We start from the raw sequence: 21,398 nt of genomic DNA, 5'->3' as shown, positions 1-21,398 counted from the left end.
GGCGTCATCAGCCGGCCGTCAGCTCGACGAAGCAGCGGCGCCCGTCCCGGCCCGGTCCATCACGCAGCCCGAGCGACCGGCCCAGCCGCCGCAGCGCCGCGGAGCCGACCGCCGCCCAGGGGACGGCCGGACCGAGCCGGCCTGCCGAACGCACGCGAACCGTGCCGGACCAGGCCCGTTCCGGCTCGGGATGGGTCTCCACCAGCAGGGTGCCGCCGGGGCGCAGGAGGCGAGCCGCCCGGGTCAGCAGGGAGACCGGATCGCCCCCGATGCCGATGTTGCCGTCGGCGAGCAGGACGTGCTGCCAGCGGCCCTCGTCGGGGAGGGCCGCGAACAGGTCGCGGCGCACCATCGCCACCCGGCGACGGCGGCAGTGGGCCTGCGCGACGGGAGAGTGGTCGACGCCGAGCGCGGGGATTCCTCGCGCCCCGAGCGCGACCAGCAACCGTCCCGGACCGCAGCCCAGGTCGACGACGGGCCCGGCGCAGCGGTCGAGCAGCCACGCGTCGTCGCGGTCGGCCGGGCGCTGCCACCGGTGGACCGCGAGGCAGGCCACGCGACCCTCGCTGTCCACGAGGGAGGTGGATGCTCCCCGCAGTGCCGCGTCGAACACGGGCGCGCTCATCGAGTGCCCCCGTGCCGGAGGGCCTCCATGATCATGTTCCGGCTGCGGCCACGGTGGCCGACACCGCAGCGAGGATGTCGGCCGACTCCGTCCGGGTGGCGTAGTTCGGGTGCACGTCGATCCAGGCGACCCGCCCCTGGTCGACCACCACGACGGTCGGCATCGGCAGCGTCGGTGTGCCGTCGGCGTTGGTGGCGGCCACGTCCAGCCCGAGGCCGAGCTGCGCCGCACGTGCGTCGTCGTCGGCGGGAGCGAGGATCCCCAGTTCGGTGGCGATCCGGTTGCCGGGGTCGGAGAGGACGGGATAGCTGAGCTCGTTGCTCTCCTGCACGGTGAGCGAGCCGTCCGGCCGCTGCGGGCTGATCGCCACCAGCGCCACCCCGCGCTCGCGGAGCGCGGGCAGCAGGTCCTGCTCGTAGGTCCGCAGCGCGAGGTTGCAGTACGGGCACCACGCGCCGCGGTAGAAGACCACCACGGCGGGCCCACCGCCGCTCGCCTGCGCCAAGGTGGCCGGGTCGCCGTGGACGTCGAGCAGCGGTGCATCCGGCATCGGCGTGCCGACGCCGGCGATCCCGGCGGGTAGGCCGGCGGCGTCGAGTTGCTCGCGCTCGACGGCGAACGCCGCCCGCGCGCCGTCCGGCAGCGTGGTGTCGAGACTCGCTACGAGGTCGGCGAGTCGGGCAGCGAGGGCATGGTCGGTGGAGGTCACGATCGTCCTTTCGGGAGCCGGACCGAGCCGGCAAGAATGGAGCATCTACTCCACTTTGTAGCATCGTCTGGAGTGGAGCGCCAGCTCCAGAAAGGTAGGATGGGTCCGGTGAGTACCGAGGGGGACATAACGCCGGAGCCACGGCTGACCCGAAAGGGACGAGCGACCCGGGAGCGGATTGTCACCACCGCGGCAGGCCTGATGTTCGAGCGGGGCGTCGCCGGCACGAGCCTCGAGGACGTGCAGGCCACGGCAGGGGTCAGCAGCTCGCAGATCTACCACTACTTCCGCGACAAGCGGGCGCTGATCCGCGCCGTGATCACCTGCCAGACCGATGCGGTGCTCGGCGCCCAGCAGCCCCTGCTCGGCCGGCTGGACAGCGTGACAGCGCTGCGGCAGTGGCGCGATCTCCTGGTCGGGTTCCAGCGGGAGCGCCACTACGAAGGCGGCTGCCCGATCGGCTCGCTCGCAGGCGAGCTCGCCGAGGTCGACCCGGAGGCTCGCGCCGCTCTCGCCACCGGGTTCGACAGGTGGGAGGCAGCCATCCGGGCGGGCATCCAGGCGATGCGCGACCGCGGCGACCTGCCGTCCGACGCGAATCCGGAACGCCTGGCCACGGCACTGCTGGTTGCCCTGCAAGGCGGCCTGCTGCTCACCCAGGTCCGCCGGGACACCTCCGCACTGGAGGCTGGGCTGGACACGGTGATCGAGCACATCGCCTCGCTGACCGTCCGGTAGGGGCGGCAACGAGGAGCGGGCCACCTCAGACGGGTTCGGGCACCAGCCCGGTCAGCCGATGGTTCGTCTCCGCCACCACGTCGGTGAGATCCCGGTACGGCTCGTCCCACGGGTCCTTCAGCCCGAAGCCGCGGTGCGGGTTCTCCAGCCAGCTGCACCAGTGCCACCCCAGACACCACGGCAGTGCGGCGAACGCCTCGGCCGCCGCGACGTATCCCGCGCCCCGTTCACGCTGGTCACGGGCGGAACCGACGCGGTCAGGGCTCATGATCGTGGGGCACCAGTTACCGGTGTCGGCGATCAGGACGGGCCGGGTGGTGCGCTCGTGCCACCGGCCGATCCGCTCCAGCGACGCATCGAGGCTCCCGGGGTCGGGGCCGGGGAACGTCTGCACCGACAGCACGTCCACGTACGGCGCCATGGCGTCGAGCACCGGCTCGGGCACCGCGGCGCGGGTGCCGTAACGATCGCCCAGGATCAGGTGATGGGGATCGTGGCGCCGGATGGCCTGGGTGGCGACGCGGTAGTACGCCTCGGCGATCGCCGGGAGTCCGGCGGCCGGGTAGCCGTCGCCCGCGGGATGGCGACCCCAGATGGGCACGTCGACGAGGAAGTAGCCGAGGAGGTTCGGGTCGTCCGGACGGCACACCGTCCTGGCCAGGTGGTCGCACCACTGGGCGAACGCGGGCGTGCGCGGATCGCGGTAGGCGGGAGCGCCGTTCCAGTGCTCGATCTCGGCCACGCGCAGCGACAGCGTGTACGGAACGCCGGCGCCCGCGAGCACGTCGGGCGCCACGCCGTCCGAGTGGCCCAGGTCGACGACTCCTCCGTCCGTGGCGAGCCCGGAGCCGCTGACGTACTCGGAGGTCCAGCCCAGGGTGTTGAAGCCCCAGGACGTCATCTCCGGCACCAGACCCTCGCGTAGCCACCGTCTGCTCGAGCCTCCGTACCGATCTCGAAGGATGTCGATGTTGTGCGGGTAGCGCAGGTTGGTGTCGTCGGCGTGGACGACGCCGATGGACAGGAACGGTGCGCCGTCGGGCGTGCGGAGCCGCCATCGACCCCGACGCTCCACCGAGAAGGCCCCACGAGCGGGACTGATCATGATCCGGGTCTCCCTCTCCACGAGACGAGGCGTCTCGTCTCTCCAGAGAAGCACCCGACCCGTCCCGCGTCAAGACGAGCCGTCTCGTCTCGCGACGGTAGAGTCGCCGTCCATGCCCGCCGACCCCGCCCGGCGCAGCCAGGAGTCCTGGCGCGCCATCCTGGACGCGACCTTCGCCCTCCTGGAGGAAGGCGGCTACCAGGCGATCACCATGGGCGGCATCGCCGCACGGGCGGGCGTGGGCCGCCAGACGCTGTACCGGTGGTGGCCCTCGAAGGCGGCCGTGGTCTTCGAGGCCTTCCTCGACAAGGTGAGCATCGGCCCCTTCCCCGGCGATCACGGCGACTTCCCCTCCCGGCTGCGCGGCTTCGCCCACGGGTTCGTCACGCTGTACGTGGACGGCCCTGCCGGTCGCAGGCTGCGGGAGCTGATCGGCGCGGCGCAGACCGACCCGGACCTGGCCCGCGCCCTGGCGGAGCAGTGGTTCGAGCCACGCCGCGCACCCGTCAGGCAGGCGTTGCGCGAGGCACAGCAGGACGGGGTGGTGCGCGCCGACGCCGACCCGGACACCGCGCTGGACCTCGTCTTCGCCCCGCTGCACTACCGGCTGCTGGTCTCGGGCGAGCCCGTCGACGCCGCCTACGTCGACGCGGTCGTCGACCTCTGCCTCGTCGCGCTCGCTCCCGAACCGCCATCCCGACCGCGCACCGGTTCATGATCGGGACTGAACCAGTGCGCGCTCGGCGCTCATCCGCGCGAGCGGACCTCCCGCACACCGGTGACGCCGGCGACGCGTAGCGCCACCGCGATCGGGTACCCCGTACCAGCGGCGTCCGGCGCACACCGGGCCGGTTCCGACCGGGGGGTCGAGTCGGCGAGCACGCCCCCGTCGGTGTCATGTCGGCACGACTACCAGGAGGACGTCATGGGATTGATCAGTCACGTGATCGCGGCCGGGATCGGCTACTACGCCGGTCAGCCCGAGGGACGCCGACAGCTGGACAAGCTGCGCAGGCAGGCGGTCGACTACGCGCACGGACCCGAGGCCAAGCGGTTGCGGGAACGTGGCTGGGACGCGGCAGGCGAGGGGGCACTCGCCGCCAGGAGCTTCGCGTGGCGGACGTTGGGCAGGAAGGACGCGAGCCCAGGCTCCACCGGCGACATCGCCGACACTCGTAGCCGGGTGCTGTGGCGCCGCCCCCGCCCCGACCAGACGACGCCGCCCGGCCCGATCAGCCCGACCCCCGGCGCCACCGTCCCGGACGGTTCCACGACGTCCGGCCCGGGCAGCAGCGGTTCGCCGTCCACCTCCTCGACCTCGCCGTCCACCTCCGAGAAGCGACCGTGATCCGCGTCGTCCACTGAGGACGTCAGGCACGCAGCCCGTCGAGCACGGGTCGCATGTCGTCATAGGTGCCCGGCACGTCATCGAGCTTCCCGAGCCGGTGCCGCTCCAGCCGGTTCGCACCGATGTGCAGGGCCCGATAGAAGAGTCGGCGCAGGACTGCTCCAGGAGTCGGTGACAGGTCCCCGTAGGACTCCCAGAAGCTGTCCCGCTCGGTGCCGGGCCGCCGCAGGGCCATGTGGACGGTCCAGTCCGCCTCCGGGTCGCCCCAGGAGGCCCGGTCGTGGTCGAACACCCCGCAGATCGTGGGCTCGGCGGCACCCGGGTCGAGCATGACGTTGACGGTCCACAGGTCGCCGTGCAGCAGGCGGGGTTCGACGATCTCGTCGAGCACCGCCCTGTTCCGGGCAGCAGCCTGCGCGATCGCACGGACGTCCGTCGAGTCGAGGCCCGCGTCGTCGAGGTCGGCCGCGGTGTCCTCGAAGTAGGCGATCAGCGCCGCACTCCAGGTGGTGAAGGCAGGCCCGGCCACGGAGCCGAACCGCTGCCCGCGAACCGAATGGATCCGGTGGGCGATCGAGCCCATCTGACGGAAGAAGGACGTCCACCCCGACCGCGGGTAGGCGTCGAGGCCGTCCGGCGCGGGCACACCGGGTAGCACCGTCTGGAACACGTAGTCGCGACCGATCACGTCGTGCGTGAAGTCGATGGCGAGCGTGCGCGGCATCATGTGCGTGATCGGGGCGAAGTACGGAAGGCTCGCGTGCTCATTGCGCATCAACTCCCGCTCGATGCGGTTCTGCCGACCCGGTTCCGGCGCCACCCGGAGTATCGCCGGCGCCCGGCCCGCCAGCTCGACGCGGTAGGTGTTGTTGTACATCCCGTTGCCCAGCTCGACGGCCGACACGACGTCTGTCTGCCGGCCGAATGCCCGCCGGGACATGGCCGCGATCTGCTCCGCGCTCACCGACCGCTGAAAGGCCTCGGGCGAGCGCGTCACCGACTGAACTCTCATGCGTACAGCTTCCCGGGCCGGCCGTGACGTCCGAGAATGAGCCCCGGCAGGCGGCCGCCCGGCACGGAAAGAATGATCACTTCCGAGCCCCGTCGCGCATCGGCATAAATGATCACCGATGTTCGTTTCTAGATGCGGAGGTGAGCGAAACGTCGTCCGTTACATCGACGTGCATCGGTTGCGGTGCCGAGCTGCCCGGAGAGCGAGCGGAGCTCGGGTACCGCTACTGCACCAAGGAATCATGCCAAGCGCTTTATCACCGTGGCCTCACCGTCACGGCCGTCGGGTTGAACAAGAGCGGGGAAACCTTCGTGATCGCCGACCCCGACGAGATCCGGCGCAGGGGCGAGGCCGGTGAGTTCACGAAGAAGGACACCGGCGTGGGTCTGGACTACCGGCCGCCGAGCGCAGCCCCCGCTCCTGCCGCGCCCAATGCCCGGGTTCCGCAGCAGCGACGTGCGCAGCCGTCCCGCCAGCGTCGCCCCTGGACCCCGGAGCAGGAGAAGGTCGTCCGGCTCTACCACGACATGGGGCTGAGCCCCCGGCAGATCGTCGCCCGGGCCAGGGAGAACACGCCGCGGCTGGGGCTGACCGAAGCCCTCGTCGTCAGAATCATGTCGTCGCTCCCGCGCCGGTAGGCACGAGGAACCGGACAGATCGCATTTCGACCCGGCCCTCGTCGCGCCCGCCGGACCTCGCCCGGATCGATTCAGGCGCCTTCACCCGATCAGCGCAACGCTGCCCCGGCGGCGGCGCTCGGGCACGCTTTCCGCGCTGTTTCGCCCGGTTCTTACCAATTCCGATCGATGGCCGCGTGCCCAGTTTGATCTGTTTTCCATAGTTTGGCTGCGCTGATCGGGCGAATGCCGAGATCTTCGGAAACGCGGTGATCAAGGGCTCCGATAGACCGGCTGCAACCCGCTCCCCAGGGTTGCTTCCACCGACCTCGCTCCCCGAGGTCGAAACGTTGAGAAAGGGACAACATGCCGAGTTTCGGATGGAACCACCAGAAGTCCTGCAAGGACGCACCGAAGTCGCGTCACGACCACCACCACCACGACGACGACAAGGACGGCCGCCCGGTGAGCTGGCACCACAAGCACAGCAGCCACCACCACTGGGACAAGAAGTCCAGCAGCCACTGCCGCTGAGCTTCTGAACAACAGACGGCCCCACCCGCGCGCGCGGGTGGGGCCGTGGTGGCAAGGGGGGGTTCTTCATGACAGCCGTGGCGGCCGACGCCACCTCTGCCGGCTCAGCACCTGAGACCGAGCCTGCGGAGCACGATGTCGTCGGGGGCGCGACGTCGCTGGTCGAGCAGGCCCCTCGGCTCACCGTCCGGGCCATCTTCCGCCGGTTCTGGCCCGAGACCCGCCCGTTCCGCGGGCGGATGGTGCTGAGCCTGTTGTTGGCCGCGGTCGGGCCCGCGCTGGCGACGGTCAGCATCTGGTTGTTCAAGATCCTGGTCGACGACGTGCTGACCCCGCACGACTATCGCCTGTTCCCTGCGGTCGCCGCCGCATATCTGGGGATCACCCTGCTCGAGGGGCTGCTGAACTTCACCGACCAGTACATGTCGGCGTGGGTCGGCGAGCGTTTCGTGCTGAACCTGCGGGTCCGCCTCTTCGAGCACATGCAACGGCTGTCGCTCGGGTACTTCGAGAAGAACCAGCTCGGCGACGTCCTGTCGCGCCTGACCAGTGATGTCGGCTCGATCGAGTCGATGGTCCTGACCGGCGTGAACGTGGCACTGACCTACACGTTCCAGATCGGCTTCTTCATCGTTGCCATGTTCTATCTGAACTGGCAGCTGGCGTTGGCCGCGTTCGTCGCCGCGCCGGGGTTCCTGCTGCTGGCGCGGACGTTCTCCCGGCGTCTCAAGGACGCCTCACGGGAACGACGGCGCCGTTCGGGTTCGATCACCGCGGTCGCCGAGGAGACACTGAGCAACGTCGCGCTGGTCCAGGCCTACGACCGCCAGGACCACGAGGTGCACCGGTTCCGCGAGGAGAACCTGGGCAGCTTCCGGGCCCAGATGACCGCCACCCGGCTCGAAGCGCTGTTCTCCCCGTTCAGCAGCCTGCTCGAGACGATCGGTGTGTTGCTGGTCGTCGGCATCGCGGTATGGGAGCTGGCCAACAACAGGATCACCCTGGGTGGGCTGCTCGTCTTCGTCGCCTACCTCACCCAGCTCTACGGGCCGATCAGTGGCTTCGGCAACCTGTGGAACTCGATCTACTCGGCGAGCGCCAGCGCCGAGCGCATCATCGAGGTCCTCGACGAGCAGCCCGGCGTCGTCGAGCCCGAGGACCCCCGCCCGGTGGCGCGCGCCGCAGGCGACGTCCGTTTCGAGGACGTCGAGTTCCGCTACCCGGGCACCGACAAGACGGTCCTGCGCGGGATCGGCTACCGGGTCGCGCCCGGCGCCAAGGTGGCGATCGTCGGGGCGAGCGGCGCGGGCAAGACCACGCTGACCAAGCTGATGCTGCGCTTCTACGACCCCGACAACGGCCGGATCACCCTCGACGGCCGCGATCTGCGGGACCTCTCGCTGAGCGATCTGCGGCGCAACGTCACCGCGGTGCTCCAGGAGACCCTCGTGTTCGACGGGACCGTCGCCGACAACATCCGGTACGGCAAGGCAGACGCCACCGACCAGGAGATCGTCGACGCCGCGACGGCCGCGGACGCGCACGGGTTCATCTCCGCGCTGCCCGATGGCTACGACACCCGGATCGGGCAACGCGGCCGGATGCTCTCGGGTGGTCAACGCCAGCGCCTCGCCATCGCCCGGGCGATGATCCGCGACTCTCCCGTGCTGCTGCTCGACGAACCCACCACCGGTCTCGACGCCGAGTCGACCCAGCGGGTGCTCGAGCCGATGCGCAGGCTCATGAGCGGCCGGACGACGATCATCATCTCCCACAACCTGCTCACCGTGACCGACGCCGACCAGATCCTGTTCCTCGAGGACGGCGCGATCACCGGTGCAGGCACCCACCAGCAGCTACTGGGGCAGCACCCCGGCTACACGCGGCTCTACCAGCTGCACCACCCCGACCAGCATGGGCCCGCCGCCGCGGTCGAACCGGTCCGCGCGGCAGTGGGCTCCTCGGCGATGCTGCCGCCCGCCGGAATGCCGGCAGGCCGGCCGCAGTGGGCGGACAGCGCCTCGGTGACCACGCGGCTCGCCCGCATCCTCCCGGCGCGACCCGTGAAGTCCCTCGACCGGAGCGGACCGCACCCGGCCGCGGCACCCGGTTACGACCCGACACCCCCCACCACCAGGCTTCCCGTCGTGCGCCCGGCAGGCCGGGCCGATCGGGCCACCCCCGCCGGCCGGCACCGTGCCGCGGGACACCACCCCCCGCAGCCGGCGGTCGGCCCCCCGATCCGCACCGCGCACACCCCGCCGCCGGCGCTGCGGCCGTCACCCCAGCCGTGGCCCGCGCAAAGCGACCATCCGCAGGCTCCGCTGCCGGCCCAGCGTGGGCTCTCCGCCGCCTTCCGGTCGCCGGTCCCCGCCTCGCCCCCGTCACCGGACCACCGCTACCCACCCGGCTCCGCGAACGGCCACCGCGGCGGGCCCGTCGAGGAGCCATCGGGACCACGCCACAGCCGGATCGCGCACTCGGGGGCGAGAAGATGACCCTGGCCGTCAGAGTCCGTCCTCGAAGCGCCGCAGCCGGTCGTCCCGCCCCTCGGTCTGGGGAGAGATGAGGGAGTCCAGACCGGCCAGCACCGCGACCAGCTGCCCCTTGAGCGCCCCGTGCAGCCGCTGCATGTCGGGGTCGGACTTGAGCAGGTCGGTGTTGAGCTGGTTGCACGGGTTGCGCAGCACCCGACCGAGCTCGCCGATCGCGACGACCTCGCAGTAGGTCTTCCACGCGTGTACCTGGTCGATCTCCACGAGGGACTGCCCGCGTGTCATCATGCTGCGCTGCACACGGCTCCACTCCCCCTCCCACTCCGGCACGAGCTGCGGCGGCAGGAGGGTGGCCCGCGAGAAGTAGCACGCCGCGCTCCAGTGGGCGAGCCAGCCGATACGCCGTTCACGGACGAGGGCGGTGACCCGTCGCCACGATCGGTGCACCGCCTCGCGGTCCTCCTCGGTCGGTTCGCGCATGTGCTGCTCGAGCAGGAGCGCCAACAGCTCGTTGCCCTCCCTGGCGATCTGGAGCGCGCGCGTGTACTCGAACCGCTTGCTTCTCCGGAGCAGGACGAGCGGTCTGCGGTAGTCGTCGGGTCGCAGCCAGGCGAACCAGTAGCGGCGCTCGCCCAGGTCCCGCCGGCGCGGCCGGAACGTCCGCAGCAGGCGTCGCCATACCTGGACGAGGGAGAGGTTCGCGATCGCGGAGTCCAGCACGCTGCAGGCGGAGCGGACGATGCGGATCCGTTCCTCCACGTCGGTCGCACCGCCGTTCTGGGCGTGGTTCATCCGCGCTGCGGCGAGGCGGTACATCACGTCGACGTTCTGGCGCCAGAGGCAGTGGATCGCGTCGTAGACGTAGGCGGCCCGGCGGTAGTCCTTGCGCAGCTCGTAGAGCGACCCGTTGTACAGGGCCAGGCGTGCGTTTCCGGGGGAGCGCCTGCCCGCCTCCTCGTAGTGGTGCCGGGCCCGCGTGAACCTCCCGGCCTGCTGGTGGTGCACGGCCCTGCGGAAGGCCGAGTACCCGCCGCCGCTCCAGTGCTCCCACCTGGGCGTTCTGCGCAACATCGCGCTCTGTTCCATCACCGCTTCGACGCAGAAGGCGCCCACGGTGAGAGCGAGTTCGGCGACGTCCCTATCGCGGAAGCTCTGGGCCGAGATGAGGACCTCGCGGGGTGAACGGACCACCTGCACGCCCACTGCGATCTGTCCGGGGCCGCCGACCTCGGGGATGAGGTGCACGTTGAACGCCGCCCGGCGCTGGGGGTAGACGAGGTTCAGCAGCTGCGCCGCCCATCCGGAGGTGCCGCCGGGGTCGGGCGCCGAGGACGGGATCTGGGGTGAGGTCGGGTTGATCGGTCCGGGAGCGAGGTGCCGCGTGAGCGTCGGGTCGGTCGAGATGAAGTCCCGGATACGGGAGGGCAGCTCGAGCAGGCTTTCCGGCTGCCCGCGCACGAACTCGCGGAAGTTGTGCTCGAACGTGAGGGGGTGGATGACGATGGGCAGGGGACGTCGGCTGACCAGGACGTACCACGCCGTGGACAGCGACCGCGCGACGAGCAGCGAGACCAGGGCGCCGATCGGGAGTGCTGCGGCCGTGATGAGGGCGTTCACGAATCCCGTGGACGACGTCACCGTGGCTGTCCCCAGCAGGAGGCCATGATCAGGACCATCTGCGGATATCGGGCATGATCGGGATCTCGTTACTCGCTCCGCGTGCGCGGCACCGCCTCGTCCAGCCAGGAGGACTCCGCCGAGACCGGCTCGGCATCGTTGCGGGCGGTGGTGGTGAAGCGCTGCTGGTAACGGGCCGGAGAGACACCCAGCCGGCTGGCGAACACGCGCCGCAGCGACTCGTAGCTGGGGAAGCCGGCCCGCAGTGCCGCCTGGGTGGCGTTCATGCCGCTGTCGAGGTGGGAGCGGGCCAGGTCGAAGCGGATGCGTTCCACGTACCGCGCGGGTGTCGTGTCGAGTTCCTCGCGGAACATGCGGGTGAGGTGGCGGGGGCTCACCTGCGCCACCGCCGCCAGCGCAGCCAGACTCCACTCGGCACCCGGATCGGCGGCCACCCTCTCCGCCACCAGACGAATCGCGGGAGTGCGGGGCGGAGGTCCTTGGAGCGACGCGGAGAACTGGGACTGACCACCGGGGCGCTTCATGTAGACGACGAGGGCACGGGCCACCGAGCGCGTCAGCTGTGGGCCGTGGTCCTCCTCGATGAGCGCCAGTGCCAGGTCGATCCCGGCGGCGACCCCACCCGAGCTGTACGTGCTGCCGTCCTTGATCCAGATGGCGTCGGGCTGGACGGAGACGTCCGGGTAGCGGCGTGCCAGCTCAGCGGCCATCGCCCAGTGCGTGGCGGCCCGCTTGCCGGCCAGCATCCCGGCTTCGGCGAGGATGAAGGCTCCCGTGCACACCGACCCGACCCGTCGCGCCCCGCGGCTCATCCGGGTGGCGGCGTCGACGAGGTCAGGAGTCACCGGCCGCTTCGGGAAGCCGCCGCCCGCAATGAGCACCGTGTCGAAACGGGCGTCGGCGGCAGACCCGGTGGCGGTGATGGGCACGCCGATCGACGACATGGCCGGCTCGCCGGTGACCGAGACCGTCGTCACCTGGTAGTTGCACTCACCGCGGCTGGCTTCGGCGAACACCTCGGCCGGTCCGGCGACATCGAGCATCTTGACGCCGTCGAACACGAGGATCCCGACGCGGTGCACGGACGGCACCATCTGTCCTCCGTGATCTTGGCGGGATTGGTGGGCTTCCTGGCCAGGTTCGGGCGGCTCGGCGACCCCCACCCCAGCGATTGTAGGAGTGCGGAAAAGCCCACCATCCCCATCGCACCCAGTACGAGGACCACACCGTGACCACCTTGCTCGATCACGTCATCGCCGCCCACGGCGGGCCGGCCCCATGGCGGGACGCCACCGTCATCGAGGCCGACGTCACCTACGGCGGCCTGTTCTGGGATTTCAAGGGCGTGCCCGACTTCCTCGGCACCGATCACGTCATCGCCGACGTCCACCGGGAACACGTGATCCTTCAGCAGCCCTCCGGCCGCGTCATCGAGTACGACCGGGACGCCGACACCCTCACCGTCACGGGCCCGGACGGGCGGCACGAGACGCTCGACAACCCGCGGGCGAGCTTCGACGGGTACCGCGCCGACAGCCGATGGACTGTTGCCCAGGCAGGCTACTTCCGGGCGTACGCGACCTGGAGCTACCTGGTCGAGCCCTACCTGTTCACCTACCCCGGCGTCGAGACCGCGGAGATCGACCCGTGGATCGAGGACGGTGAGAGCTGGCGGGGCCTCAGCGTGACCTTCCCCGCCACGCTCGACGTGCACAACACCACCCAGCTGTACTACTTCGACGATGCCGGCCTGCAGCGGCGGATCGACTACCAGCCCGACGTCAACGGCGGTTCACCCACGGCGCACTACGACACCGCGCACGACACGTTCGACGGGGTCGTGGTCACCACGGCCCGCCGGATCCACATCCGCAACGAGGACCGCACCCCCGACCGGTCCTGGGCGCCGATCACGCTGGACGTCTCCGGGGTACGGCTGAAGTGACCTCCGCGCCGGCAGGGGTCACGAGGCGGGACCGCCCGAGGACTCCCCCGGTGCCCACGGCACGACGCCCTCCCAGCGATTGAGGTAGCTGGTCTCCCAGGTCGGCCGGCGATTCGTCGGGCCGAAGTTGCCGGCCGGGTAGCCCAGCGGGATCGCGAAGTGGAACTTCACCTCGACCGGAATCCCGAACATCTCCCGGAACCGGTCCTCCACCGAGCTGTGGAGGGTGGTCGGGACCGACCCGATGCCGAGCGCACGTGCGGCCAGCATGAGGTTCTGGGTGGCCGGAAGAACCGAGCCCTCCGCGTTCGGCGGCACGGACAGGGCGAAGACGACGCACGGAACGCTGCCCATCTCGTCGGCCAGCCGCATGGACGGCGCCCACTGGGCGCGCTCGGCTGCGCTCAGGTCCTCGGGCCCGGTCCAGCCGACCGTGTCCCGGCGCTTCGCCCACCAGGCCTCGCGGTAGAGCGCCCCGAACGCACGGACGAGGCCGGGGTCGTTCACGGCGAGAAAGCGCGCGATCTGGCTGTTCCCGCCGCTCGGGGCCTTGGAAGCCGCGGCCACGATCAGCTCGAGGTCGGCGATCGGGACAGGATCCGGTCGGAACCGGCGGATCGACCGCTGCGTGAAAATGGCCTCACCGAGCGTCATCACCAGTCGCGAGTGGTCCACTCGGCGATCATAGGCCCGGGACTGAGGGCGGAATTCGGTCCCGATTACGAGGACTCGCGCATACCTCGCCAGAGGAGATCGGCGAGACACGCGGTCTGACTCTTCCAGTCGCCGCTTCGATCGAGGTACAGGAGGCCACCCAGTCCACGCAGGACGGTTTCCGGGTCGAGGTCGGCACGGACGTTTCCGGCCTCGACGTTGGCCTTCAACAGGGTGGCGACCGCCTCGACCAGGGCGTCGTAGGCGTTCACCGGCAGTTCTCCGTGGGAGGGCGCCGCAGCACGGAGCGCGTCGGCGAGGCCTCGCTTGGTCATCATGTAATGCGCCAGGTGATCGATCGTCCAGGCCCGGAAAGCATTCTCGGGGGTGTGCATCTCGAGCAGGATCGGCACGACGTCGACGAGATGCTGCACCTCGCGTCGGTAGACCGCCAGGATGAGCGCTTCCGGGGTGGGGAAGTGCCGGTACACCGTGCCGACCCCCACTTCGGCCTTCTTCGCGATGGCGTTGAACGACACCCCGTCCGACCTGGCCAGCGACTCCGCCGCCGCGGTGAGGATGCGCTCGTGGTTGCGCCGGGTGTCCGCACGCCGGGGGCTGACCGATCCCGTCGTCATGGTCCCTCCCGGTCGTCCGTCTCGTCGTCCGATGCAGTGGAGCATCTTCCGGTCCTGGTGACCAGTCGTTGCGAAGCGGATCGTAATCCGCTAGCTTCGAGAGCTGAACCGGATGAATATCCGGTTCACCGTCGCGGCGGCTCGACGTAGCCGCCACCGCGACCCATGCCGTCAGGCTTCCTACATGGACGATCTGGGGGAACAGATCCAGTGGACATCTCACTCGAAGTCAACGGCAAGACGGAACAACTGAGTGTCGATCCCGGTGTGACGCTGCTCGACACGCTACGCGAACGCCTCGACGTGACCGGTCCGAAGAAGGGATGCGACCGGGGGCAGTGCGGCGCATGCACGGTGCACGTCGGTGGCAGGCCGGTGCTGTCGTGCCTGACCCTGGCCGCCACGGTGAAGCAGCCGGTGACCACGGTGGAGGGGCTCTCCGACGGGGATCGGTTGCACCCGGTCCAGCAGGCCTTCGTCGACCAGGACGCCCTGCAGTGCGGGTTCTGCACCCCGGGACAGGTCATGTCCGCAGTCGCCGCGGTCCGCCAGGACGTCGAGGACGTGCGGGAGTTCATGTCCGGCAACATCTGCCGCTGCGCGGCCTACCCGAACATCATCGCGGCAATCGAACAGGCGAGGCAGGCCGATGCGTCCGTTTGAGCTCACGGCACCCGAGACCCTCGACGCCGCTCTCGCCTCACCCGGCACGTTCCTCGCCGGTGGCACCACCCTCGTCGACCTGATGAAGCTCAACGTCCTGACGCCGCAGCGCGTCCTGGACATCAACGACCTGCCGTTGCGGGGCCTCGACACCAGCGACGGACTGCGTATCGGGGCGCTGGAGCGGATGAGCGAGGTCGCCGGGCAGCCCGGTGTGTACCCCGTGATCACCCGCGCGTTGCTGCAGAGCGCCTCCCAGCAACTGCGCAACATGGCCAGCATCGGCGGCAACCTGCTGCAGCGCACCCGCTGCACCTACTTCCGTGACGTCGCCACGCCGTGCAACAGACGCGACCCCGGCAGCGGCTGCTCCGCGATCTCCGGGGCCAACCGGATGCACGCCGTGCTGGGCACCAGCGACTCGTGCGTGGCCACCCACGCCAGCGACCTGGCCGTCGCCCTGGTCGCGCTCGACGCGGAGATCCGGCTGGTCAGCTCCGACGGCAGCCGCACCGTCACGCTGGCCGACTTCTACCGCCTGCCGGGCGACACCCCGGAGGTGGAGAACGACCTGCGCCCCGGTGAACTGATCACCGAGGTGATCGTTCCGCGGCTGGACTGGGCGGCGCGTTCCACGTACGTCAAGGTGCGCGACCGGCAGTCCTACGAGTTCGCTCTGTGCTCCGCCGCGGTCGCACTCGACATCCAGGACGAGCACATCGTCGACGCCAGGGTGGCGGTCGGTGGAGTGGCGACCGTGCCGTGGCGGCTGCACGCGGTCGAGGAAGCCCTGCGCGGTGCGCCCGCGACCCCGGAGGCCGTCGAGGCCGCCGCAGCCGTGGCCGCCGACGGTGCCAAGCCGCTGTCCGCCAACGGTTTCAAGGTGTCCCTGCTCAAGCGGACCGTCGTCCGCGCACTGCTCGAACTGACAGAGGGGGGCCGCTGATGCCCAGCCGGTTGGACGGGCCGCTCAAGGTCAGCGGCCGCGCCGAGTACGGGGCGGACCACAACTTCCCCGGCATGGCCTACGGGTACGTCGTGCTCAGCACCATCGCCCACGGCGAGATCGAGGCCATGGACGTCACAGCGGCGAAGAGCGCACCCGGCGTGATCGGTGTGTATTCGCCGTTCGACCCGCTGGAACTGCGCACACCGAGTTTACCGATGTTCGGCGAGACCTGGGTCCCGCTGCAGAACAGGGACGTCACGTACTACGGCCAGCCGATCGGCTTCGTGGTCGCGGAGAGCTTCGAGCAGGCGCGGGACGCGGCAATGCTCGTCGACGTCACCTACCGGGAGCGGCCCGCGCTGACCTCCCTCGAGGACGGCCTCGCCACGGCCGAGGACGCGCCGCCGGGCTTCGACGGTTCACCTCAGACCCACACCGTTCTCGCCTCCGGTGTCGAGTCCATCGAGGACGCGCTGGCCGACAGCCCGGTGGTCGTCGAGGCGACGTACAGCACCGCTACGCAGAACCACACCGCCATGGAGCCGCACTCCGCAGTCGCGGTGTGGGACTCCGGAGTGTTGACGATCTACAGCGGGAACCAGGGGTCCGACCTCCAGGCGATGGAGGTGGCCGGCGCGTTGGCTCTCGAGCCATCGGCGGTCCACGCCGTGAACCCGTTCGTGGGTGGGGCGTTCGGCGGCAAGGGCCGCACCTCCGCGCCCGCGTTCCTCGCGGCGGCGGCGGCCAGGGCTCTCGACCGGCCCATCAAGGCCGCGCTCAGCCGGGAGCAGGTGTTCACCGCCACCGCCGGCCGTGCTGCGACCGTGCAGAAGATCGCCCTCGGTGCGGACACCGACGGCACCCTGATCGCGGTGCGGCACGACTCGTGGTGCAGCACGGCGGCGGACCGCTCGTTCGTCGAGCCGACGTCGCACGGCACCTCGCGGGAGTGGTACGCCACCCCCAACCTGGCCATCAGCCAGAAGATGGTGCCGCTGAACATCCCGCCCACCACCTTCATGCGGGCGCCGGGTGAGGCACCCGGGTCCTTCGCGTTGGAGAGCGCGATCGACGAACTCGCGGTCGCGCTGAACATGGACCCGATCGAACTCCGCATGCGGAACAACTCGATCGCGCCGCCCGGCAAGGACCTGCAGTGGTCGAGCAAGCACCTCGACGAGTGCTTCAGCATCGGCGCGGCCCGGTTCGGCTGGGCCAACCGCACCCCGCACGGGCACGCCGACGGCGACTGGCTCGTGGGTCTCGGCACCGCCACCGCGATGTTCCCCGCCCTGCGGTTCCCGGCCTCGGTCGAGGTCACCCTGCAGGCCGACGACACAGCGGTGGTCGCGACCAGCGGGGCGGACCCGGGCACCGGCCTGCTGACCGTGCTCTCCCTGGTGGGGGCCGAGTCACTGGACATCACGCCGGACCGGATCACGCCGCGGCTGGGCGACTCGGCACTTCCACCCGGTGGCATGTCCGGCGGCTCGACCGCAACGGCGAGCGCGGGCACGGCCATCATGATCGCCGCGAGCAAGGTGATCGACGACCTGCTGGTCGTGGCGACGTCGCCCGGCTCACCGTTCCAGGGGATGGAGACCTCGTACGCCGACGGTCAGGTGCTGGCCGGCGGCCGGGCGATGACGTTCGGCGAGGTGCTGCGGGCCGTGGGCCGCCCGTCGATCTCCGCGATCGGTTCGTCGGCACCCGGCGAGGAGATGACCAAGCACTCGTTCAGCTCGTTCGGTGCGCAGTTCTGTGAGGTCCGCGTGCACAAGTGGACGCGCGAGGCCCGCGTGTCCCGCATGCTGGGTGTGTTCGACGCCGGCCGGATCATCAACGACAAGGCCGCACGCAGCCAGATCATGGGCGGGATGATCTGGGGTGTCTCTGCCGCGCTGCACGAGGGCCTGGAGATCGAGGCGAACGGCCGGATGGCCAACGCCGACCTCGCGGGCTACCTGGTCCCGGTGAACGCGGACATCCCCGAGGTCGACGTCCAGTTCGTCCAGCACCCGGACACACTGCACAACGCCGTCGGCGCGAGGGGTGTCGGCGAGATCGGCACGGTCGGCATGGCCGCAGCCGTGGCCAATGCCATCTACAACGCCACCGGCGTCCGGGTCCGGCACATCCCGATCGTGATCGAAGACCTCCTGGACGAGTGACGGCGCCAGCGCGTTGCGGAGCCGTACTGCTGTCTGCAGCCAGTCTCAGCAGCAGTACGGCTCCATAGTGCGGGCATGCTTGCGGCCTCTACGTCCCCGTGCACAGGGCGTCGGCGACGAGGTCGAGCAACCTCGGAACCTGCTCCGGCGTGCTGCTGCTCGCTGTCGACAGGAACACTCCGAGAACCATCGCGGTGACGTCCTCGGCGGCGACATCCGCGCGGAGTGAACCCGCTCGCGCCCCGGCCTCGATGATCGTGCCGATCGCGCCGGTGATGCGTTCCCGCGTGGTCGGAGTCGCAATTCGCCCCGACGCCCACCCGGCGCGGAGCGTGTCGACCATCCCGCGTTTCGTCGCGACGAACTCGGCGTAGCGGTTCATCCAGGCACGGAGCGCGACGTCGGGTGGGTACTGGTCGAGCACAGCGCGAGCGCTCGCCACGACGTCGTCGAGTTCGGCCGCATAGACGGCCTCGACGAGCGACTCGCGCGTGGGGAAGTGCCGGTAGAGCGTGCCGATCCCGACCCCTGCCGCGCGGGCGATGCCCTCGAGCGGGACGGTGTCGTCCGCGGCGGCGAAAGCAGCCCGGGCGACAGCGACGAGATTGTCGCGGTTGCGTGCCGCATCAGCCCGGAGCGGGCGTTCCCCAGGGGGCGCCGGATCGGACACGTTCAAAACGGAGGTACCTCCGATTGTGCTAGGTTCGTCGGAGCGGAGGAACCTCCGCTTTGGTCAGCATGGCACAGGGACGGACGTTCGATGACCCACCCCGACACCCACCTCCCCACCACCACAGCCGCCGGCGTTCCCCGTCCGGGCGGCCCCGGCCTGCTCGCGGGCCGCACCGTCTCGCGCATCGGATACGGCGCGATGCAGCTCGAGCGTCTGCACGGCGACCGCGCCTCGGCGATCACGCTCCTGCGCCGCGCGGTCGAGCTCGGCGTCGACCACGTCGACACCGCCCAGTTCTACGGCGACGGCCTCGTCAACGACCTGATCCGCGAAGCTCTCAGCCCACAGGACGACGTCCTCGTGGTGAGCAAGGTCGGCGCCGACCCCGATCCGCAAGGCCCCTTCGCCCTCCGTCCCGCGCAACGACCCGACGAGCTGCGGGCGAGCGTCGAGGACAACCTCAGGAGCCTCGGCCTCGACCAGATCCCGGTCGTGAACCTCCGGCGCCTCGACACCGGACCCGGCCTGCGCGCCGACGGCGACCAGGTGGTGGACATCGACGACCAGCTCGCGGCCATGGTCGCGCTGCGGGCCGAGGGCAAGATCGGCGCCATCGGACTGAGCAGCGTCACGATCGAAGGGCTGCGTCGCGCACTCCCCGCCGGCATCGTCTGCGTGCAGAACGCCTACAGCCTCGTCGCCCGCGACGACGAGGACATGGCCGACCTCTGCCTGTCCGAGAAGATCACCTGGGTGCCGTTCTTCCCGCTCGGCGGCGCGTTCGCCGGCCTGCCGAAGGTCACCGAGGAGCCTGCCGTCCACGCCGCGGCGCGGTCCCTCGGTGTCACCCCGTCGCAGATCGGCCTGGCCTGGCTGCTCCACCACGCCCCGAACGTCCTCCTCATCCCCGGCACGGCGGACCCCGCCCACCTCGAGGCGAACGTCGCCGCCGGCAGCATCACGATCGACGACACGACACTCGCGACCCTCGACTCCATCCCGTCGCGCTCGGCACAGGTCCCGCTCGGCTGAGCCACGACAAGCCGTGCCCCGCCCGGTCGGCGGCACCTTCGATTCCTGGATTGCGCCATCATGGCCGACATTCAGCGATTCCGACCAGCTGAAGATCGGATTGGATTTCTCCTTCCATAGAACAGGAGAATGAAATGCGGACAGGCGCTGGACGGTGTCGATCCCGGCGAGGACGCGGACCTGGTCAGGCCATGGGGCTCGCCGTCTGCGTGGCGCTGTTGTTCACCGCGGGCTGCTCCGCGAACCCCGGGTCAGCCCCGGCCGCCACCACACCCGCCGGCCCGTCCGCCCTCAAGACGATCGACCCGGCCGCACTTCAGGCCGCCGTGGACGCAACGACCAAGGAGCTTCTGATTCCCGGCGCCGTGGTCGTGCTCCGCACCCCACAGGGCGATGTCACGTCCGTCTCCGGTACCACGCTGCGGGGAGCCGAGTCGCCGCCCAGCGCCGACACCTACTTCAGGATCGCCTCGAACACCAAGACGATGACCGCAGCGGTGATCGTGCTGCTGGCCCAGGAAGGAAAGCTCCGGTTCACCGATCCGGTGTCGAGATACGTTCCAGGCGTGCCCAACGGCGAGAACATCACCATCGCCGAACTGCTGACGATGCGCAGCGGCCTGTACAACTACACGAGCGCGCCTGAGCTTGCCGCCGCGCTGGACGCCGATCCGTCGAAGGCGTGGACGCCCGAGGAAGTAGTGGCCATCGCATTCCGACGTCCGCCGGATTTCCCACCCGGCACCGCCTACGCCTACTGCAACACCAACTACGCCCTACTCGGTCTGGTCGCCGAGAAGATCGATGGCAAGTCCCTGGCCAGGATCTTCCAGGACCGATTGTTCGGTCCACAGAGCCTGCGGCAGATCACGCTCCCGGCGATCGACTCCACCTCGATCCCCGACCCCTACTCGCACGGCTACATGTACGGCGGATCCGCGTTCGCCCTGTCGGACATCCCCTACCCGCCCGACATGCAGGCCGCCGCCAGAGCAGGGACGCTCGAGCCCACCGACTACACCAACCAGAACCCGTCCTATGCCACGGCGGCGGGAGGCGCGATCGCCACCGCCACCGATATGGCCACCTGGATCCGAGCATTGGTCGAAGGCCGGGTGTTCACCGCCGACTACCAGCGTCTGTGGCTCGACAGCGTGCAACCCGAGGACCCCACCAAGCCGGACGGCCAGCAGTACGGATACGGCATCTCCCGGCAACGCTTCGGGCCGACCGCCTCCATGTACTACCACGGCGGCGAACTCCCGGGCTTCAACTCCTTCATCGGGCACGACCCCGACAACGACGTGACGCTCGTGATCTGGACGAATCTGACCCTGTCGCTCGATGGCGACCATACGGCGAACGTGCTGCTGCTGAAAGTGCTCGACCAGATCTACCCAGGGTTGCCGCTTGCACCTCCGTCAGCGCCGACCCCGACCACGCGCTGACGCTGGTCGGCTCCGGACGATGCGACGAAGGTCCTGGGGGAAAGCCCCTGCACGCCTGGGCGACGCGCGGAAACAGCCCTGAACGCCTTCTGGGGTGACCCTCGCCTGCCGAATCATCCCGGACGTCGAGGTCGGTCGGGTCGATGTTGCGCGCCCTGCCCGTCTCCGCCGGCTGACCCGACACCTCGAGCCCACCGACACAGCGGAGCACCGGCAGAACAGCAGGCCGCACACTCCCGCACACCCAGAACCAGAAACCCTCTCCTTCGATCCCGCCGAAGGACACTCGAGAAGATCAACTCCGACCGTCATGAATGACCGGGGCTAGGGCGTGTCCTGTAAGGGTTGTGGCCTGCGATCGGTGATCATGCTCAGGTGGCGGGCAGGGGCGAGCTGACAGACAA

Annotated in this window: 21 protein-coding genes; 12 read left to right on the top strand and 9 right to left on the bottom strand. The window is 70.1% G+C overall.

All coding sequences use genetic code 11. From position 1 onward, the window contains the following. Nucleotides 1-7 precede the first annotated feature (7 nt). Together AC5L35_RS36710 and AC5L35_RS36705 are read right to left on the bottom strand one after the other, a co-directional pair. Nucleotides 8-625 carry a class I SAM-dependent methyltransferase gene (locus AC5L35_RS36710; RefSeq protein WP_495064371.1) on the bottom strand — a complete coding sequence of 206 codons (618 nt, stop codon included), beginning with the start codon at nt 623-625 and terminating at the stop codon, nt 8-10. A 31-nt stretch (nt 626-656) separates the two neighbouring features. Further along, the gene (locus AC5L35_RS36705; RefSeq protein WP_495064370.1) at nt 657-1,334 is read right to left on the bottom strand and encodes a peroxiredoxin-like family protein; all 678 of its coding nucleotides are present in this window, start codon (nt 1,332-1,334) and stop codon (nt 657-659) included. Between the two features lie 99 nt (nt 1,335-1,433). On the opposite strand from AC5L35_RS36705, the gene AC5L35_RS36700 reads away from it, so the two are divergent. Beyond that, nucleotides 1,434-2,072 carry a TetR/AcrR family transcriptional regulator gene (locus AC5L35_RS36700; protein ID WP_495064384.1) on the top strand — a complete coding sequence of 213 codons (639 nt, stop codon included), beginning with the start codon at nt 1,434-1,436 and terminating at the stop codon, nt 2,070-2,072. Nucleotides 2,073-2,097: 25 nt separating this feature from the next. On the opposite strand, the gene AC5L35_RS36695 is transcribed toward AC5L35_RS36700, so the two are convergent. After that, a complete protein-coding gene (locus AC5L35_RS36695) occupies nt 2,098-3,177 on the bottom strand; it encodes a glycoside hydrolase 5 family protein (RefSeq protein ID WP_495064369.1) in 1,080 nt (359 codons plus the stop codon). Nucleotides 3,178-3,289: 112 nt separating this feature from the next. Here AC5L35_RS36695 and AC5L35_RS36690 point away from each other — a divergent pair, with 112 nt between their 5' ends. Continuing rightward, nucleotides 3,290-3,895: a TetR/AcrR family transcriptional regulator gene (locus AC5L35_RS36690; RefSeq protein ID WP_495064368.1), complete on the top strand. Its 606-nt coding sequence runs from the start codon at nt 3,290-3,292 to the stop codon at nt 3,893-3,895. Between the two features lie 207 nt (nt 3,896-4,102). After that, complete coding sequence (locus AC5L35_RS36685) at nt 4,103-4,525, top strand: hypothetical protein (RefSeq protein WP_495064367.1); 423 nt, start codon at nt 4,103-4,105, stop codon at nt 4,523-4,525. A 22-nt stretch (nt 4,526-4,547) separates the two neighbouring features. Here AC5L35_RS36685 and AC5L35_RS36680 read toward each other — a convergent pair whose 3' ends face one another. Next, nucleotides 4,548-5,537 carry a phosphotransferase family protein gene (locus AC5L35_RS36680; protein ID WP_495064366.1) on the bottom strand — a complete coding sequence of 330 codons (990 nt, stop codon included), beginning with the start codon at nt 5,535-5,537 and terminating at the stop codon, nt 4,548-4,550. Nucleotides 5,538-5,848: 311 nt separating this feature from the next. Between AC5L35_RS36680 and AC5L35_RS36675 the strand changes: the two genes are divergently transcribed. The 3 genes from AC5L35_RS36675 (at nt 5,849) to AC5L35_RS36665 (ending at nt 9,186) form a co-directional block, all read left to right on the top strand. After that, nucleotides 5,849-6,175: a hypothetical protein gene (locus AC5L35_RS36675; RefSeq protein WP_495064365.1), complete on the top strand. Its 327-nt coding sequence runs from the start codon at nt 5,849-5,851 to the stop codon at nt 6,173-6,175. A 345-nt stretch (nt 6,176-6,520) separates the two neighbouring features. Then, on the top strand, nt 6,521-6,688 hold the full coding sequence (locus AC5L35_RS36670) for a hypothetical protein (RefSeq protein WP_495064364.1): 168 nt from the start codon (nt 6,521-6,523) through the stop codon (nt 6,686-6,688). Between the two features lie 68 nt (nt 6,689-6,756). Then, a complete protein-coding gene (locus AC5L35_RS36665; protein ID WP_495064363.1) occupies nt 6,757-9,186 on the top strand; it encodes an ABC transporter ATP-binding protein in 2,430 nt (809 codons plus the stop codon). A gap of 9 nt (nt 9,187-9,195) precedes the next feature. Here AC5L35_RS36665 and AC5L35_RS36660 read toward each other — a convergent pair whose 3' ends face one another. Continuing rightward, on the bottom strand, nt 9,196-10,821 hold the full coding sequence (locus tag AC5L35_RS36660; protein ID WP_495064362.1) for a tetratricopeptide repeat protein: 1,626 nt from the start codon (nt 10,819-10,821) through the stop codon (nt 9,196-9,198). A 68-nt stretch (nt 10,822-10,889) separates the two neighbouring features. Then, complete coding sequence (locus tag AC5L35_RS36655) at nt 10,890-11,915, bottom strand: GlxA family transcriptional regulator (protein ID WP_495064361.1); 1,026 nt, start codon at nt 11,913-11,915, stop codon at nt 10,890-10,892. A 134-nt stretch (nt 11,916-12,049) separates the two neighbouring features. Here AC5L35_RS36655 and AC5L35_RS36650 point away from each other — a divergent pair, with 134 nt between their 5' ends. Beyond that, on the top strand, nt 12,050-12,766 hold the full coding sequence (locus AC5L35_RS36650) for a hypothetical protein (protein ID WP_495064360.1): 717 nt from the start codon (nt 12,050-12,052) through the stop codon (nt 12,764-12,766). 18 nt (nt 12,767-12,784) lie between these two features. Here the strand turns inward: AC5L35_RS36650 and AC5L35_RS36645 are convergent, their stop codons facing one another. Together AC5L35_RS36645 and AC5L35_RS36640 are read right to left on the bottom strand one after the other, a co-directional pair. Then, nucleotides 12,785-13,441 carry a nitroreductase family protein gene (locus tag AC5L35_RS36645; protein ID WP_495064359.1) on the bottom strand — a complete coding sequence of 219 codons (657 nt, stop codon included), beginning with the start codon at nt 13,439-13,441 and terminating at the stop codon, nt 12,785-12,787. A gap of 44 nt (nt 13,442-13,485) precedes the next feature. Then, nucleotides 13,486-14,058: a TetR/AcrR family transcriptional regulator gene (locus tag AC5L35_RS36640; RefSeq protein ID WP_495064358.1), complete on the bottom strand. Its 573-nt coding sequence runs from the start codon at nt 14,056-14,058 to the stop codon at nt 13,486-13,488. A 210-nt stretch (nt 14,059-14,268) separates the two neighbouring features. On the opposite strand from AC5L35_RS36640, the gene AC5L35_RS36635 reads away from it, so the two are divergent. From AC5L35_RS36635 to AC5L35_RS36625, 3 genes are read left to right on the top strand one after another with little or no spacing between them, the layout of a single operon-like run. Continuing rightward, nucleotides 14,269-14,721: a (2Fe-2S)-binding protein gene (locus AC5L35_RS36635; protein ID WP_495064357.1), complete on the top strand. Its 453-nt coding sequence runs from the start codon at nt 14,269-14,271 to the stop codon at nt 14,719-14,721. Continuing rightward, the gene (locus AC5L35_RS36630) at nt 14,708-15,667 is read left to right on the top strand and encodes an FAD binding domain-containing protein (RefSeq protein WP_495064356.1); all 960 of its coding nucleotides are present in this window, start codon (nt 14,708-14,710) and stop codon (nt 15,665-15,667) included. Before AC5L35_RS36635 ends, AC5L35_RS36630 begins: the two co-directional genes overlap by 14 nt. Continuing rightward, nucleotides 15,667-17,841, top strand: a complete 2,175-nt coding sequence (locus tag AC5L35_RS36625; protein ID WP_495064355.1) for a xanthine dehydrogenase family protein molybdopterin-binding subunit — start codon at nt 15,667-15,669, stop codon at nt 17,839-17,841. Before AC5L35_RS36630 ends, AC5L35_RS36625 begins: the two co-directional genes overlap by 1 nt. Before the next feature lie 88 nt (nt 17,842-17,929). On the opposite strand, the gene AC5L35_RS36620 is transcribed toward AC5L35_RS36625, so the two are convergent. Further along, the gene (locus AC5L35_RS36620) at nt 17,930-18,511 is read right to left on the bottom strand and encodes a TetR/AcrR family transcriptional regulator (protein WP_495064354.1); all 582 of its coding nucleotides are present in this window, start codon (nt 18,509-18,511) and stop codon (nt 17,930-17,932) included. Nucleotides 18,512-18,601: 90 nt separating this feature from the next. On the opposite strand from AC5L35_RS36620, the gene AC5L35_RS36615 reads away from it, so the two are divergent. Together AC5L35_RS36615 and AC5L35_RS36610 are read left to right on the top strand one after the other, a co-directional pair. Beyond that, a complete protein-coding gene (locus tag AC5L35_RS36615) occupies nt 18,602-19,546 on the top strand; it encodes an aldo/keto reductase (RefSeq protein WP_495064353.1) in 945 nt (314 codons plus the stop codon). A 191-nt stretch (nt 19,547-19,737) separates the two neighbouring features. After that, complete coding sequence (locus AC5L35_RS36610) at nt 19,738-20,994, top strand: serine hydrolase domain-containing protein (RefSeq protein ID WP_495064352.1); 1,257 nt, start codon at nt 19,738-19,740, stop codon at nt 20,992-20,994. The last annotated feature ends 404 nt before the right edge of the window (nt 20,995-21,398 follow it).

The organism is Pseudonocardia sp. OZ21 (genome assembly GCF_059359135.1).
Note: the sequence above shows the minus strand (reverse complement) of the source record. Positions and strands in the feature narration are given on the sequence as shown.